General features: G+C 39.4%; 13 protein-coding genes. 9 read left to right on the top strand and 4 right to left on the bottom strand.

The window, feature by feature from the left end; translation table 11 throughout:
- The coding region (locus WBM70_RS06865; RefSeq protein WP_424557760.1) for a DEAD/DEAH box helicase at positions 1-1,278 on the bottom strand (1,278 nt) is incomplete at its 3' end.
- 172 nt (positions 1,279-1,450) lie between these two features.
- Between WBM70_RS06865 and lolA the strand changes: the two genes are divergently transcribed.
- The 5 genes from lolA to WBM70_RS06840 all read left to right on the top strand — a co-directional run bounded on the left by lolA (position 1,451) and on the right by WBM70_RS06840 (position 6,410).
- Positions 1,451-1,972 carry a LolA-like outer membrane lipoprotein chaperone gene (lolA, locus tag WBM70_RS06860; protein WP_424557759.1) on the top strand — a complete coding sequence of 174 codons (522 nt, stop codon included), beginning with the start codon at positions 1,451-1,453 and terminating at the stop codon, positions 1,970-1,972.
- 2 nt (positions 1,973-1,974) lie between these two features.
- The gene (rmuC, locus tag WBM70_RS06855; protein WP_424557758.1) at positions 1,975-3,525 is read left to right on the top strand and encodes a DNA recombination protein RmuC; all 1,551 of its coding nucleotides are present in this window, start codon (positions 1,975-1,977) and stop codon (positions 3,523-3,525) included.
- Positions 3,518-4,366 carry a polyphosphate kinase 2 gene (gene ppk2, locus WBM70_RS06850; protein ID WP_424557757.1) on the top strand — a complete coding sequence of 283 codons (849 nt, stop codon included), beginning with the start codon at positions 3,518-3,520 and terminating at the stop codon, positions 4,364-4,366. Before rmuC ends, ppk2 begins: the two co-directional genes overlap by 8 nt.
- Positions 4,341-4,691, top strand: coding sequence for an arsenate reductase (glutaredoxin) (gene arsC / locus WBM70_RS06845; protein WP_424557756.1), 351 nt, complete (start codon positions 4,341-4,343; stop codon positions 4,689-4,691). The genes ppk2 and arsC overlap by 26 nt, the downstream gene beginning before the upstream one ends.
- Before the next feature lie 123 nt (positions 4,692-4,814).
- The gene (locus WBM70_RS06840) at positions 4,815-6,410 is read left to right on the top strand and encodes an ABC-F family ATP-binding cassette domain-containing protein (RefSeq protein ID WP_424557755.1); all 1,596 of its coding nucleotides are present in this window, start codon (positions 4,815-4,817) and stop codon (positions 6,408-6,410) included.
- A gap of 60 nt (positions 6,411-6,470) precedes the next feature.
- Here WBM70_RS06840 and WBM70_RS06835 read toward each other — a convergent pair whose 3' ends face one another.
- On the bottom strand, positions 6,471-7,208 hold the full coding sequence (locus WBM70_RS06835; RefSeq protein WP_424557754.1) for a YebC/PmpR family DNA-binding transcriptional regulator: 738 nt from the start codon (positions 7,206-7,208) through the stop codon (positions 6,471-6,473).
- Between the two features lie 86 nt (positions 7,209-7,294).
- Here WBM70_RS06835 and WBM70_RS06830 point away from each other — a divergent pair, with 86 nt between their 5' ends.
- Together WBM70_RS06830 and WBM70_RS06825 are read left to right on the top strand one after the other, a co-directional pair.
- Positions 7,295-8,725: a protein adenylyltransferase SelO gene (locus WBM70_RS06830; RefSeq protein WP_424557753.1), complete on the top strand. Its 1,431-nt coding sequence runs from the start codon at positions 7,295-7,297 to the stop codon at positions 8,723-8,725.
- A gap of 35 nt (positions 8,726-8,760) precedes the next feature.
- Positions 8,761-9,078 (top strand): thioredoxin family protein, encoded by a 318-nt coding sequence (locus WBM70_RS06825; RefSeq protein ID WP_424557752.1) that lies wholly within the window; start codon positions 8,761-8,763, stop codon positions 9,076-9,078.
- A gap of 43 nt (positions 9,079-9,121) precedes the next feature.
- On the opposite strand, the gene WBM70_RS06820 is transcribed toward WBM70_RS06825, so the two are convergent.
- Together WBM70_RS06820 and exbB are read right to left on the bottom strand one after the other, a co-directional pair.
- A complete protein-coding gene (locus tag WBM70_RS06820) occupies positions 9,122-9,499 on the bottom strand; it encodes an ExbD/TolR family protein (RefSeq protein ID WP_424557751.1) in 378 nt (125 codons plus the stop codon).
- A complete protein-coding gene (exbB, locus tag WBM70_RS06815; protein ID WP_424557750.1) occupies positions 9,499-9,939 on the bottom strand; it encodes a TonB-system energizer ExbB in 441 nt (146 codons plus the stop codon). Before exbB ends, WBM70_RS06820 begins: the two co-directional genes overlap by 1 nt.
- Positions 9,940-10,106: 167 nt before the next feature.
- Between exbB and gyrA the strand changes: the two genes are divergently transcribed.
- Both gyrA and WBM70_RS06805 read left to right on the top strand, forming a co-directional pair.
- Positions 10,107-12,596: a DNA gyrase subunit A gene (gene gyrA / locus WBM70_RS06810; RefSeq protein WP_424557749.1), complete on the top strand. Its 2,490-nt coding sequence runs from the start codon at positions 10,107-10,109 to the stop codon at positions 12,594-12,596.
- Position 12,597: 1 nt separating this feature from the next.
- Positions 12,598-13,197: aspartate-semialdehyde dehydrogenase (locus WBM70_RS06805; protein WP_424557748.1), on the top strand; the 600-nt coding region annotated here is incomplete at its 3' end.

The following is a 13,197-nucleotide window of genomic DNA, read 5'->3' as shown; positions in this document are numbered from 1 at the left end:
ATTGTATATGAGGTCATTCTTGTCCATTCTGGCAACAGGTACATTGGTAGGGATAGAGATAACATCCAAACTATAGATCTGTGAAAATTCAGTCGCTTCAGTTTGTGCCGTTCCTGTCATACCTGCGAGCTTATCATAGAGTCTAAAGTAGTTTTGATAAGTGATCTCTGCAAGTGTCTGTGACTCTTCTTGAATCTCTACCGCTTCTTTGGCTTCAAGTGCCTGGTGCAATCCTTCAGAATATCTACGACCTTCAGAGAGTCTTCCTGTAAACTCATCAACGATGATGATCTCATTATTTTGTACGACATAGTCTACATCTTTTTCAAAGATATAGTGTGCCTTAAGCGATTGGTCAAGGTGATGCGAGAGGACAGCATTTTCAAGACTGTAGAGGTTTTCTACTTCAAAGAGGTCTTGCGCTTTTTGAAGCCCGTCTTCTGTCATTACGATGGTTCTGTTCTTCTCATCAACGATGAAGTCGCCAGTGGTTTGTTCTGGTTCTCCTGCTTTGGTTTCTATTTTTTCTCCACGCTCCATCTGTTTGGCAATTGTATCTGCTTGGGCATAGTGGTTGTGGTCACGTTGTGTAGGACCAGAGATAATCAGTGGTGTTCTTGCCTCATCGATAAGGATGGAGTCAACTTCATCCACGATCGCATAATGGTGTTCACGCTGTACTTTCTCTTCAGCTCTTACCTTCATGTTATCACGAAGGTAGTCAAAACCATATTCGTTGTTGGTACCATAGGTGATGTCTGCATCATATTGTGCTTTTCTACCCATGTCGTCATGTATCTCGGCTGTGAGACATCCTACTGAGTAACCCAGGAACGTATAGAGTTTCCCCATCTCTTCGGAGTCTCTTTTCGCAAGGTAGTCATTGACGGTGACCACATGTACCCCTTTCCCTTTCATGGCATTGAGTACAACAGCCAGTGTGGCTACGAGTGTTTTACCTTCACCCGTTTTCATCTCCGCAATGTTTCCGTCGTTGAGTACCAAACCACCGACCATCTGCACGTCATAATGTCTCATATCCAAAGTACGTTTTGCTACTTCTCTGGTAATGGCAAAAGAGTCATACAGTACATCGTCCAAAGTTTTTGAATCATTTTGTACTTCATTTTTAAGTGCGCTGAATGCAGCTTTGAGTGCTTCATCATCCATTGCTTCATACTTAGATTCAAGAGCATTGATGTTTTTTGCTTTTTTGAGATAGTTTTTTACGATCCTGTCATTTTCTGTGCCAAAGAGTTTGAGTACGCTTTTAATCATTGTAGGTTTTGCCTTTGCATAAATTGGGGATATTTTATCCAAATAGTCATTAATATTGCGTTAGCAAAGGGTGAACGCTTCACACGCTTGCTTCACAATTTTATGACAATATGACATATCTTAACACTATACAAGTGCTATTTTGGTATATTTCAAAGTATAAGGAAAAAGAATGAAACTATTAGCGTTATTGTCATTGGCATTTTCATTGCTCTCAGCAAACATAGCATTACCAGAAAATTTTCAAGCAGACTTTATACAGAAAATAACAAACACAAAAGAAAAAGTAATTACCTACAGCGGGAAAGTACGTTTTTCAAATGAAAGACTTTTTAAGTGGAGCTATAAAGAACCTACACAAAAAGAGGTCTGCACCGATGGTTTTGAACTACTTGTAGTTGATCATGATCTCGAACAGGTTTCAGCATATATGATAACCAAAGGTATAGACATTGCTAAAATCTTGCAAAAAGCAATCTTACACAGTGAAAATATCTATATGGCAGAGTATGAAAATAAAAAATATACGATACAGGTAGATAAAAAACAAAGATTGCACAGTATCGCATATTATGATGATCTCGACAATAAGGTGCAAATAGTATTCAAACACATGAAATATGGGAAGGGAAATTTGCCTACACAAAGTATGAAATGTAACTACCCTAGAAAATATGACATGATAAGAGGATAGGAATGCAAGAGCTATTGTTAAAAATACAGAATGATTCTACTTTAATGCTGATGGCAGGTTTGGCTTTAGTAGTGCTTTTGGTTATTTTACTGGTGATCGTGGTCTCGGCGATGAAGGTGAAGATCTATAAAGACAGATTCTGGAATACAGAGGTTGATAACAAAGAAAAAACAGAATATATTTCTGCATTAGAGCATGAGCTTGAAGCGTATAAACTTAAGAATGCAAGCAATGAACAGGAGTTGCAGCAGTTTGCAGAAACCAAAGAGACATTGAAGTCTACCAATGAAACGTTGTCAACCTTGCAAAGTAAACACAGTGAACTGGAAAAAGAACTTAGCCAGATCAAGGCGCAGCTTGAGGGTGCACAAAGTATCTATGCGACACTGCTGGATGAACATAATACGCTAAAAGAACGCCAGGATAGTATACTTGAGGATAACAGTAGATACCGTACGAATAATGCACGTTTGCTTATGAAACTAGAAAGTGAAGAGAGACATACACTCTCTCAAAAAGAGATGATGCTCAACCATAAAAAAGAGATCAAAGATGAGTTGGAATCATTGGCTAAAAAGGTCTTTGACGGTAATTCTCAAAAGTTTGCAGAGTTCTCTAAAGAGAATCTGGACAATATGATCAAACCGCTTCAAACACAAATTACAGAGTTTAAAAAACAGGTAGCTGACACCTATAATACTGAAAGTCAAGATCGAGCAGTGCTAAAAAATGAGATCAATTCACTTAAAGAGCTCAATGAAAAGATAAGCAAAGATGCCATTAACCTTACCAATGCATTAAAAGGAGACAGCAAACAGCAAGGAGTATGGGGAGAGATGGTACTTGAAAATGTACTGGAAGCTTCAGGACTTCGAAAAGGCTTTGAATTTGAACGTGAGGTAAGTCTCCGTACAGATGAAAATGAGGTTCTACGACCGGACGTGGTGGTACATTTACCTGACAACAGAGACCTTATTATTGATGCAAAGACTTCACTTGTAGCTTATGAACGCTATGTGAATGCTGGAGATGAAGAGGGTAGATCACTGCATCTGGCGACACATTTAACTTCTATTAGAGCTCATGTAGATGGACTTTCGAACAAGAACTATGAACGTCTAAAAGAGGTGAATACCTTAGATTTTATTTTTATGTTCATGCCTATAGAGGGCGCATTGGCTGTTGCACTTGAACACGATAGCAGTATTTATGATAATGCCTTTAAGAATAAGATCCTTCTTGTCGGACCTACTACTTTACTCGTTGCAATGAGAGCAGTGGAAAATGTATGGAAATATGAACGTCAAAATCAAAATGCCCAAGAGATAGCCAGAAGAGCAGGCGCGATGTATGACAAGTTTGTCGGTTTCTCTGAAGACTTGATGAAGATCTCCAAACAGATAGACGGCATTCAAGGCAGTTTTTCTGCAGCACGCAGCAAATTGAGTGATGGTAAAGGAAATCTTGTAAGACAGGTCCAGCAGCTTAAAGAACTGGGGGCACAGACAAATAAGAAGATACCAAAAGAGATAAGCGGAGACAAGGATGACTAGTCAAAAGATACGGTATACAAAAGAGTTGGCAGAGTATCAAGGGAAACCTTCTAAAGTCTTTAAGAAATCCGGAAAGATAGAACGAAAGTTTTATGAAAAAGAGTCTTTAAAACTTCAGCATGAGCTGGTCAAACTCCAAAAATGGGTGATCGATAACAACAAAAGACTTTTAGTGATCTTTGAAGGTATGGATACTGCAGGGAAAAGCTCAGGCATTAAAGAGTTTAACAACTATCTTAATCCAAGAGAAGCTCGTTCTGTAGCCTTGCCTAAACCAAACTCAAAAGAGTTGGGGCAGTGGTATTTCCAGCGCCATTTAAAACAGATACCCAATGCGGGTGAGATCGTCTTTTTTGATAGAAGCTGGTACAACAGAGCAGGGATAGAACAGGTCTTTGGCTTTTGTACACAGGAACAGCATGATCATTTTTACAGACAGGTCAATGGGGTAGAAGAGATGCTGGAGGATGATGGTGTACTTTTTTTCAAATTCTATCTCAACATTTCCCACGAAACACAAAAAAACCGTATCAAGGACAGAGAAAACGATCCGCTTAAAGGCTGGAAACTCTCTGAACTGGACTATAAATCGATGAACGCCTATGGTACCTACGAAGTTTTGCGAGATAAGATGTTTAGCCTCACGGGTACCGATCATGCACCTTGGTGTGAAGTGGATGCAAATGATAAAAAAAGAGCCCGCATCAATGCTGTTCGCTACTTACTTTTAAATATAGACTATGACGGTAAAAACAAAAAACTTATCACCGGAGTCGATAAAAAAATCGTTAAATTACATAATAAAGGAAAATACTATGGCAAATGTAACCATCTGGCATAACCCAAGATGTGGTAAATCAAGAGATGCAGCAAAACTTTTAGAAGAGAAAGGGATTGAAGCAGAGGTTGTTAAATATCTTGATACACCTCCAAGTAGGGAAGAGCTGGTAGCAATGCTCAGTATGTTGAGTATCAGTGCTAGAGAACTGATGAGAACCAAAGAGGCTATTTATAAAGAGTTAAACCTCAAAGAGGAAACTGATGAAGATAAACTCATAGAGGCTATGGTAGCAAATCCAAAGCTTATAGAGAGACCTATCGTGATTAAAGATGGCAAAGCAGCTATTGGACGTCCTATTGAGAATGTCATTGATCTATTAGGCTAACACATCACTTATCAAAAGGGTTTTTGTTTATAAAAACCCTTTACTATTCACTTTCTTCATAGGCTTTTTTGCACTTTCAGACCATTATGTTAAAATTCCAATAATTATATTCAAGGATTACATATGCTTAGTACAGTAAACTTAACACAGCGCTACGGAAAAAGAGTGCTTTTTGACAAAATTAACATCACTTTAGATGCAGGTAAACGTTATGGTCTCATAGGGGCAAATGGTGCAGGGAAATCAACATTTATGAAGATACTTGCAGGAGAGATAGAACAAAGTGATGGTGAAGTACAGCTTCAGCCAGGATTGAAACTGGGTATGCTTAGTCAAAACCAGTATGCTTTTGAAGACTATACCCTTAAAGATGCTGTACTTTATGGAAACAAAAAACTTTTTGATGCACAAAAAGAGAAAGAAAAACTCTATATGGAAGGTGACTTTGAAAGTGATGAAGTGAACAACCGTCTAGGTGAACTTGAAATGATCTGTGCAGATGAAGACCCTACCTATGAGTCTGATGTAAAGATAGAGAAACTTCTTGCTTCATTAGGTTTCCCTGTATCACAACATGAGGATCTTATGTCTTCACTTACGGGTGGTGACAAGTTCAAGATCTTATTGGCACAAGTACTTTTCCTGAAACCGGATGTATTGTTACTGGATGAGCCTACGAACAACCTTGATATGGAAACGATCAGCTGGCTGGAAAATGAGCTTAAACGTCATGAAGGTACACTGCTTGTTATTTCTCACGATAGACACTTCATCAACGGTGTTGTCACACACATTCTTGATCTTGACTTTCAAAATATACGTGAGTTTACAGGGAATTATGATGAGTGGTATATTGCAGCAAATCTTATCGCCAAGCAAGCTGAAACAGATAGAAATAAAGCATTGAAAGAGAAAGAAGAACTTGAAGGGTTCATTGCTAGATTCTCTGCAAATGCATCTAAGGCAAAGCAGGCAACAAGTCGTCAAAAGCAGTTAGATAAACTAGATGTAGCAGCCATACAACTTTCAAGTAGACGTGACCCGTCTATCATGTTCAAGGCACATAGAGATATCGGTAATGAAGTACTTGAAGTAGAAGGACTTTCTAAGAGCTACGATGGAGAAAAAGTATTTGAAAATCTCACATTCAAGATAAACAAAGGTGACAAAATTGCCCTTATCGGTACAAATGGTGTAGGGAAAACAACACTCCTTCAAATTTTGATGGAAGAGATCGAAGCTGATGCAGGAATGTTTAAATGGGGACAGACCATCACACATAGTTACTTTCCTCAAAATACGACAGATCTGGTTGTAGGCGATGAAGAGTTACCACAATGGATACAAGGATTTGATCAGAAATGGCATATCGATGATATAAGAAAAACACTGGGTCGTATGCTTTTTTCCGGAGAAGAACAGAAAAAGAAAATAAATGCGTGTTCTGGTGGTGAAAAACACCGTGTTATGCTTTCTAAGATCATGATGGATTCATCAAACTTCTTAGTCATGGATGAGCCAAACAACCACCTCGACCTTGAAGCGATCGTCGCTCTGGGTGAAGCACTACACAACTACAAAGGCGGGGTTATCTGTGTTTCTCACGATAGAGAGCTTATCGATGCATTTGCAAACCGTGTCATTAAATTCAATGAAGATGGAACAGTGATCGACTTTAAAGGTGGATATGAAGAATTCGTGGAGCAGCACGAAAAGTAATTAATTGCCCATCTTTGGGTTTAACCCCAGAGATGATAGATGGGAATTGTTGATTACGCTTTAGGCAATATTGGTAAAAACCATTTGTACATCTTCATCGTCTTCTAATTTGTCGATGAGTATATCTATCTCTTCCATTTGTTCGTCATTTAGCTCTGTAGGTGTATTGGCAATATACTCTAAAGTCGCTTTTTTCACTTCTACTTGCATATCTTCCAATGCTTTACTAAGTTCACCAAATGCAGTAAAGTCACCGTAAACCCTTACAATATTGATATCTTCACCATCTTCTTGAGGCTCTACATCTTCTTCGATCTCTTCTAAGCCAAAGTCGATAAGTTCCAGTTCTAGCTCTTCCAAGTCCATCTCATCCGTTTTGTTAAATACAAAAACACATTTACGGGTAAACATAAAACTTAAAGAACCCGATGTAAGCATTTCCCCACCGTTTCTGGCAAGTATGGCTTTTACATTGGCAACCGTTCTGGTATTGTTGTCTGTAGCACACTCTACGATCATCTGTACCCCATGTACAGCTTTGATATCGTACGTGATCTCTTTGATATCTGCAGCATCTTTGGCAGCAGCTCTTTTGATGGCTGCATCGATGTTGTCTTTAGGCATGTTTTGTGCTTTGGCGTTGAGAATAGCTGTACGAAGTTTAGGGTTCATATCTGGATCCATACCGCCTTCTTTGGCTGCCATAGTAATGATCTTCCCTAATTTAGGGAAAATTCTTGACATGGTCCCCCATCTTTTCATTTTCGCTGCTTTACGGTATTCAAACGCTCTACCCATAATGACATTCCTTACAAATTTAATTGTGTGATTATACTCCTATTTGGCTTAAGTAGCATCAAAGCGATGGTATGTAGAATGCAAGTATGAAATTAAATGAATTAAAATTAACCAACCCATACTTAGAACTACCAGAAGAGTGTTACGACAGAGTGACACCCACACCTCTTATAAGGCCTCACCTTATACATGCGAATAAAGATGTAGCAAAAGTACTTGATATTGATGAAAGTGAACTTGAGAGCGAAGCGTTTGTAACGTTTCTCAATGGCAAGCATGCAGAAGAGGGATCAGATACTTTTGCCATGTGTTATGCCGGGCATCAGTTTGGACACTATGTACCAAGACTCGGAGATGGTAGAGCCATTAATATAGGTACGATAGACAAGTACCATCTGCAACTCAAAGGTGCCGGTATCACAGAATACTCTCGTCATGGTGACGGTCGTGCAGTACTGCGTTCAAGTATCAGAGAGTATCTTATGAGTGAAGCGATGCAGGGACTGAGTATCCCAAGTACACTTTGTCTAGGGATCATAGGTTCAGACCATAATGTACGACGAGAGACGATTGAAAAAGCTGCTGTGGTCTGTCGTGTCAGCACCTCATGGGTACGTTTTGGTACTTTTGAGTACTACGCCCATGAGGGGATGTTCAAGGAGCTTGAGGCTTTGGCTGATTATGCCATTGATGAGAATTTCCCTCATATCAAGGGTAAAGATAATCGCTATACACTACTCTTTAATGATGTGATGATCATCACTGCAAGGCTCATAGCACAGTGGATGTCCGTTGGTTTTAACCATGGTGTGATGAACACGGACAATATGTCCATTGCAGGGCTGACCATAGATTATGGCCCTTATGCCTTTTTAGATGACTTCCGTCATGACAATATTTGTAATCATACTGATCAACATGGACGTTATAGTTTTGAGAATCAACCCCAAGTCGCCAAGTGGAATCTGCGTGCACTTATGATGGCACTTAGCCCTTTAAGCACAGTGGAGAAGATGGAAAAGAATTTAGCCATGTTTGATAAGATATACATGAGGTATTATCATTATTATATGTGTAAAAAACTTGGACTTCCGGGGACTGTAGAGGGTGACCCTGAGCTCATTGATGACATGTTGGATATGCTTGAGATGTTACAGGTGGATTATACGCTCTTTTTTAGAACACTGAGTCACTATGAGGGAGACAGAGCTGCATTGTTACGTACAGGTCTTTACCATGAACCTATGAATGCATGGCTGGACAGATATGATGCACGTATTAAAACCATAGATACAGCAGTCAGAAAAGAGCAAATGTTGGGAGCCAATCCAAAGTATGTTTTAAAGAACTACATGCTTCAAGAGGCTATAGATGCAGCTGAAAAAGGTGATTTTTCTGTGGTGGATGATCTGTTTAAAATTGCTCAAAATCCATTTGATGAGCATCCTGAGTTTGAAAGATGGGCTGGAGCGACACCAAATGAGTTTAAAAATAAGAAGCTTAGTTGTAGCTCTTGAGCGTTATAATTTTAAAAATCATTCAAGGATAATGTATGACGCTAGAAGAATTACAAAATACTATAAGAACGGAAGTAGGGGTTCTGCTTTACTTTTCTGGAGAGCACTGTAACGTATGCCATGCATTAAGACCCAAATTCAAAGAGGTGTTTGATGCGAATTTTCCGCAGCTCAAACAGATCTATCTTGATGCACATGAAAATGCAGAGATATCTGCAAATTACTCTGTGTTCTCAGTACCTACAATGATAGTCTTTATGGATGGAAGAGAGTTTGCCAGAGAAGGACGTTCTGTCAGTTTACATCAGTTAACTGAGAAGTTAAAGCGTCCTTATGGAATGATGACAGAGTAGTCATTAATAATAGGAATATTTAGATACAGAATATTCAGTTGGATTATTTCTTCGTAATAATAGAAATGTTCTCAAAATTCTTAGTTTTGAGAATGTCTATAATATCTACAAAGTATTGAAATTCACTACTTCGATCCATACGTAGAGCAATAAGATCTTTTTTGGGATCAAGTTTCAGGAGTTTCTCTTTGATGAGGTCAAGACTCATTACTTCTCCCTCATATGAGTAGACCCCTTCTTTATTTACCACTATTTGGATGTTCTTTTTATCTTCGCTTTTTTTGGAACTCGCACTTGGCAAGTCTACCTGAATAGTTTGATTTTTGACAAAAGTAGCTGTAGCAAGTACGATCACCAGCAGCACCAGAACAATGTCGATGAAGGGTATGACATTCATTTTGTCAAAGCGTTCTCGTCTCATTATGCGTTTTTATCCTGTGCTATTTCCCACTTGGCTAAGATCGTATCAACTTGTGTAAGCAGTGCATTATAGATAACTGTTGCAGGAATGGCTACAACCAGACCGGCTGCAGTCGCTTTCAATGCCAGTGCCAAGTGTTTCATGATCTCACCAGGGTTTATCGTATCTTGTTGCTCTCCAATAATATAGAAAGTGAGGATGATCGCAAGAACAGTACCAAGCAGTCCGATATATGGAGCATTTGAACCTATAGATGCAATGGTGGGTAAACGTTTTGAAATGTCAAGTTCCAAAGCGGTTTTGTTTCTGTAGTCTGTCACTCTGATACTGCGATAGAAAAGTACTCTTTCTATTGCATAGGCAAAAGTGATGAAACTCAAGAAAAAGAGTAAACCTATTATTCCATAATCTACGATATCTTTTATTTGTTCAATTGGCACTATTTTTCCTCAAAATATAATTTAGTCATGCATTATATAGAAATAGTGTTAAATTCACGTTAAATCCATTTTAAGATACCTAGCTTCGATTTTAAGCGGTTTTAAGACTTTTTATTAAGGCGATGTTAGATACAATGAATGCAATTTTTTAAACAACAAGGAAATGCATGAGCGATCTGTTTGAAGACAACCAAAATACCGGACAAGTGTTAATTGAAGATAGTATGAAGGCAAGTTACCTTGACTACTCAATGAGTGTTATCATAGGTAGAGCCTTGCCTGATGCAAGAGATGGGTTGAAACCTGTACACAGAAGAATCCTCTATGCGATGAATGACCTTCATCTCGCACACAGAAGTCCTTATAAAAAATCCGCACGTATCGTCGGTGATGTTATCGGTAAGTATCACCCGCATGGTGACAACTCTGTATATGACGCACTTGTACGTATGGCACAAGACTTTTCTATGCAGGCACCGCTTGTAGATGGTCAAGGAAACTTCGGTTCAGTCGATGGTGATAACGCTGCGGCAATGAGATATACCGAAGCACGTATGACAAAGATCGCTGAAGAGCTTTTGAGTGATCTTGAAAAGGACACGGTAGATTTTGTACCAAACTACGATGACTCTATGCAGGAGCCTGATGTGCTTCCTGCACGTGTGCCAAACTTACTTCTTAACGGTTCAAGCGGTATCGCAGTTGGTATGGCTACGAACATTCCTCCTCATAGACTTGATGAACTCATAGAAGCCCTTGTCTTACGCATAGACAATCCGGATTCAACGGTTGAAGATATGATGAAGATCGTACATGGCCCTGATTTTCCAACAGGGGGTATCATCTTTGGACGTAAGGGTATCACGGATGCCTATACGACAGGGCGTGGGCGTATCAAAGTACGTGCAAAGACGCATATAGAACAAAAAGGTTCTAAAGAGATCATCATTATCGATGAACTTCCTTTCCAGGTAAACAAGTCTAGACTCATAGAGAACATTGCACAACTGGTACGTGACAAACAGATAGAAGGTATCTCTGAGCTTCGTGATGAATCAGACAGAGAAGGTATCCGTGTGGTCATCGAGCTTAAGCGTGACGCGATGAGTGAGATCGTTCTTAACAACCTTTTTAAATCTACACAGATGCAAGTGACGTTTGGTATCATCATGCTTGCGATCGCAAATAAAGAACCAAAAGTATTTAAACTGGTAGAACTGTTTGACCTTTTCTTGAAACACAGAAAAACGGTTGTGATCAGAAGAACGATCTTCGAACTTGAAAAAGCAAGAGCAAGAGCACATATCTTAGAAGGTCTCAAGATCGCGGTAGATAACATCGATGAGGTTATCAAGATCATCCGTGCATCTGCAGATGATGTTGAGGCAAGAGAAAACCTCATGTCTCGTTTCAAACTTTCAGAGATACAGGCAAAAGCTATCTTGGAGATGAGACTTAGACGTCTAACAGGTCTTGAGATAGAGAAGATCGAAAATGAGTTAAATGAACTTCTTAAACTCATTGCAGAACTTGAAGGTATCTTGAAAAGTGAAGAGAAGATCAATGTGATCATCCGTGAAGAGCTTGTAGAGATTGGTGATAAATATACAACTCCACGTCGTACAGAGATCGTAGATGACTATGATGATATAGACATTGAAGACCTTATTCCAAATGAGCCAATGGTTGTGACGATCACACACCGTGGTTATATTAAACGTGTACCGGTCAAACAGTATGAGAAACAACATCGTGGTGGTAAAGGTAAGATAGCCGTGACTACCTATGATGATGACTTCATCGAGAAGTTCTTTACGTCAAATACACATGATACACTCATGTTCGTAACAGACAGAGGACAACTCTACTGGCTCAAAGTGTATCGTATCCCAGAGGGATCTCGTACGGCTAAAGGTAAGGCGGTTGTGAACCTTATCAACCTTCAGCAGGATGAGAAGATCATGGCGATCATCCCAACCACTGACTTTGAAGCAGACAAAGGACTTGTGTTCTTTACTCAAAATGGTATCGTGAAGAGAACAAATCTTTCTGAGTATTCTAATATCAGATCTAATGGTGTAAGAGCGATCAACCTTGATGAAGATGATGCGTTAGTAGAAGCGAAGATCGTTAAGCCAGATACAAAATGGCTCTTTGTTGCAACGAAAAAAGGTCTATGTATCAGATTCAAAGTAGAAGATGCAAGAGAGATAGGTAGAGTAGCACGTGGTGTGACTGCGATCAAGTTCAAAATAGAGGGTGACTACGTTTGTGGTGCAACGACCATCGAAGATGAAGAAGACGAATTACTTATGATGAGTGAAAAAGGTCTTGGTAAACGTACAACAGCGAATGAGTATCGTGAACAGAACCGTGCAGGTAAAGGGGTTATCTCTATGAAACTTACACCTAAGACGGGAGATGTTGTAGGTGTAGTATTTGTAGAAGAAGACAAAGACTTGATGTGTTTAACCAGTATCGGTAAGATGATCCGTGTAGATATGCAGAGTATTCGTAAAGCAGGACGTAACACTTCAGGTGTGAAGATCGTTAACGTAGATGCAAAAGATAAAGTGGTAAGCATTGCAAAATGTCAAAAAGAAGAGACACCGGATGAAACTGGTGAAGAAACAGATGATACATTAGGGTTAGAATAACGTGAAGAAATATAACGTAGCAGTAGTCGGTGCAAGTGGTGCCGTAGGTGAAGAGCTTTTTAGAGTTTTGGAAGAGGTAAACTTTCCTATAGGAAACCTTTTACCTTTGGCAAGTGCAAAATCTGCAGGTGAAGAGATAGAATTTAACGGTAAAGTCTATAAGATAGAAGAACTGACTGAAGAGGTATTTGAAGGTAGAAATATCGATATTGCTTTCTTCTCAGCTGGTGGTAGTATCTCTGCACACTATGCGAAGTATGCAGTAGAATCTGGAGCAGTGGTTATAGACAATACATCTCACTTCAGAATGGATCCAAATATTCCACTTGTGGTACCTGAAGTAAATCCTGAAGACATCGCACTCTGGAAAGATTCAGGAGTTATCGCCAACCCTAACTGTTCTACTATCCAGATGGTACAGCTTCTCAAACCTCTTCATGACCTTTACGGGATCAAAAGAGTAGATGTAAGTACCTACCAGGCAGTAAGTGGAGCAGGAAAAGCAGGGATGGAAGAGCTTGTTAAACAGATGCAAGCCTTTTTCAACTTCACGCTGGATGATGCGAAAGTAGAAGCTTTTGCTCACCGTATAGCATTGAAT

This window comes from Sulfurovum sp. (genome assembly GCF_049668085.1).
Lineage (GTDB): Bacteria > Campylobacterota > Campylobacteria > Campylobacterales > Sulfurovaceae > Sulfurovum.
The sequence above is the reverse complement of the archived record's forward strand: the minus strand, read 5'-3'. Positions and strand labels throughout refer to the sequence as shown.

Bases quoted from the DNA above. Each gene is read 5' to 3' on its own strand.
- lolA (WP_424557759.1), top strand. From the start codon at position 1,451: ATGAAACTATTAGCGTTATTGTCATTGGCATTTTCATTGCTCTCAGCA.
- rmuC (WP_424557758.1), top strand. From the start codon at position 1,975: ATGCAAGAGCTATTGTTAAAAATACAGAATGATTCTACTTTAATGCTG.
- ppk2 (WP_424557757.1), top strand. From the start codon at position 3,518: ATGACTAGTCAAAAGATACGGTATACAAAAGAGTTGGCAGAGTATCAA.
- arsC (WP_424557756.1), top strand. From the start codon at position 4,341: ATGGCAAATGTAACCATCTGGCATAACCCAAGATGTGGTAAATCAAGA.
- WBM70_RS06840 (WP_424557755.1), top strand. From the start codon at position 4,815: ATGCTTAGTACAGTAAACTTAACACAGCGCTACGGAAAAAGAGTGCTT.
- WBM70_RS06835 (WP_424557754.1), bottom strand. From the start codon at position 7,208: ATGGGTAGAGCGTTTGAATACCGTAAAGCAGCGAAAATGAAAAGATGG.
- WBM70_RS06830 (WP_424557753.1), top strand. From the start codon at position 7,295: ATGAAATTAAATGAATTAAAATTAACCAACCCATACTTAGAACTACCA.
- WBM70_RS06825 (WP_424557752.1), top strand. From the start codon at position 8,761: ATGACGCTAGAAGAATTACAAAATACTATAAGAACGGAAGTAGGGGTT.
- WBM70_RS06820 (WP_424557751.1), bottom strand. From the start codon at position 9,499: ATGAGACGAGAACGCTTTGACAAAATGAATGTCATACCCTTCATCGAC.
- gyrA (WP_424557749.1), top strand. From the start codon at position 10,107: ATGAGCGATCTGTTTGAAGACAACCAAAATACCGGACAAGTGTTAATT.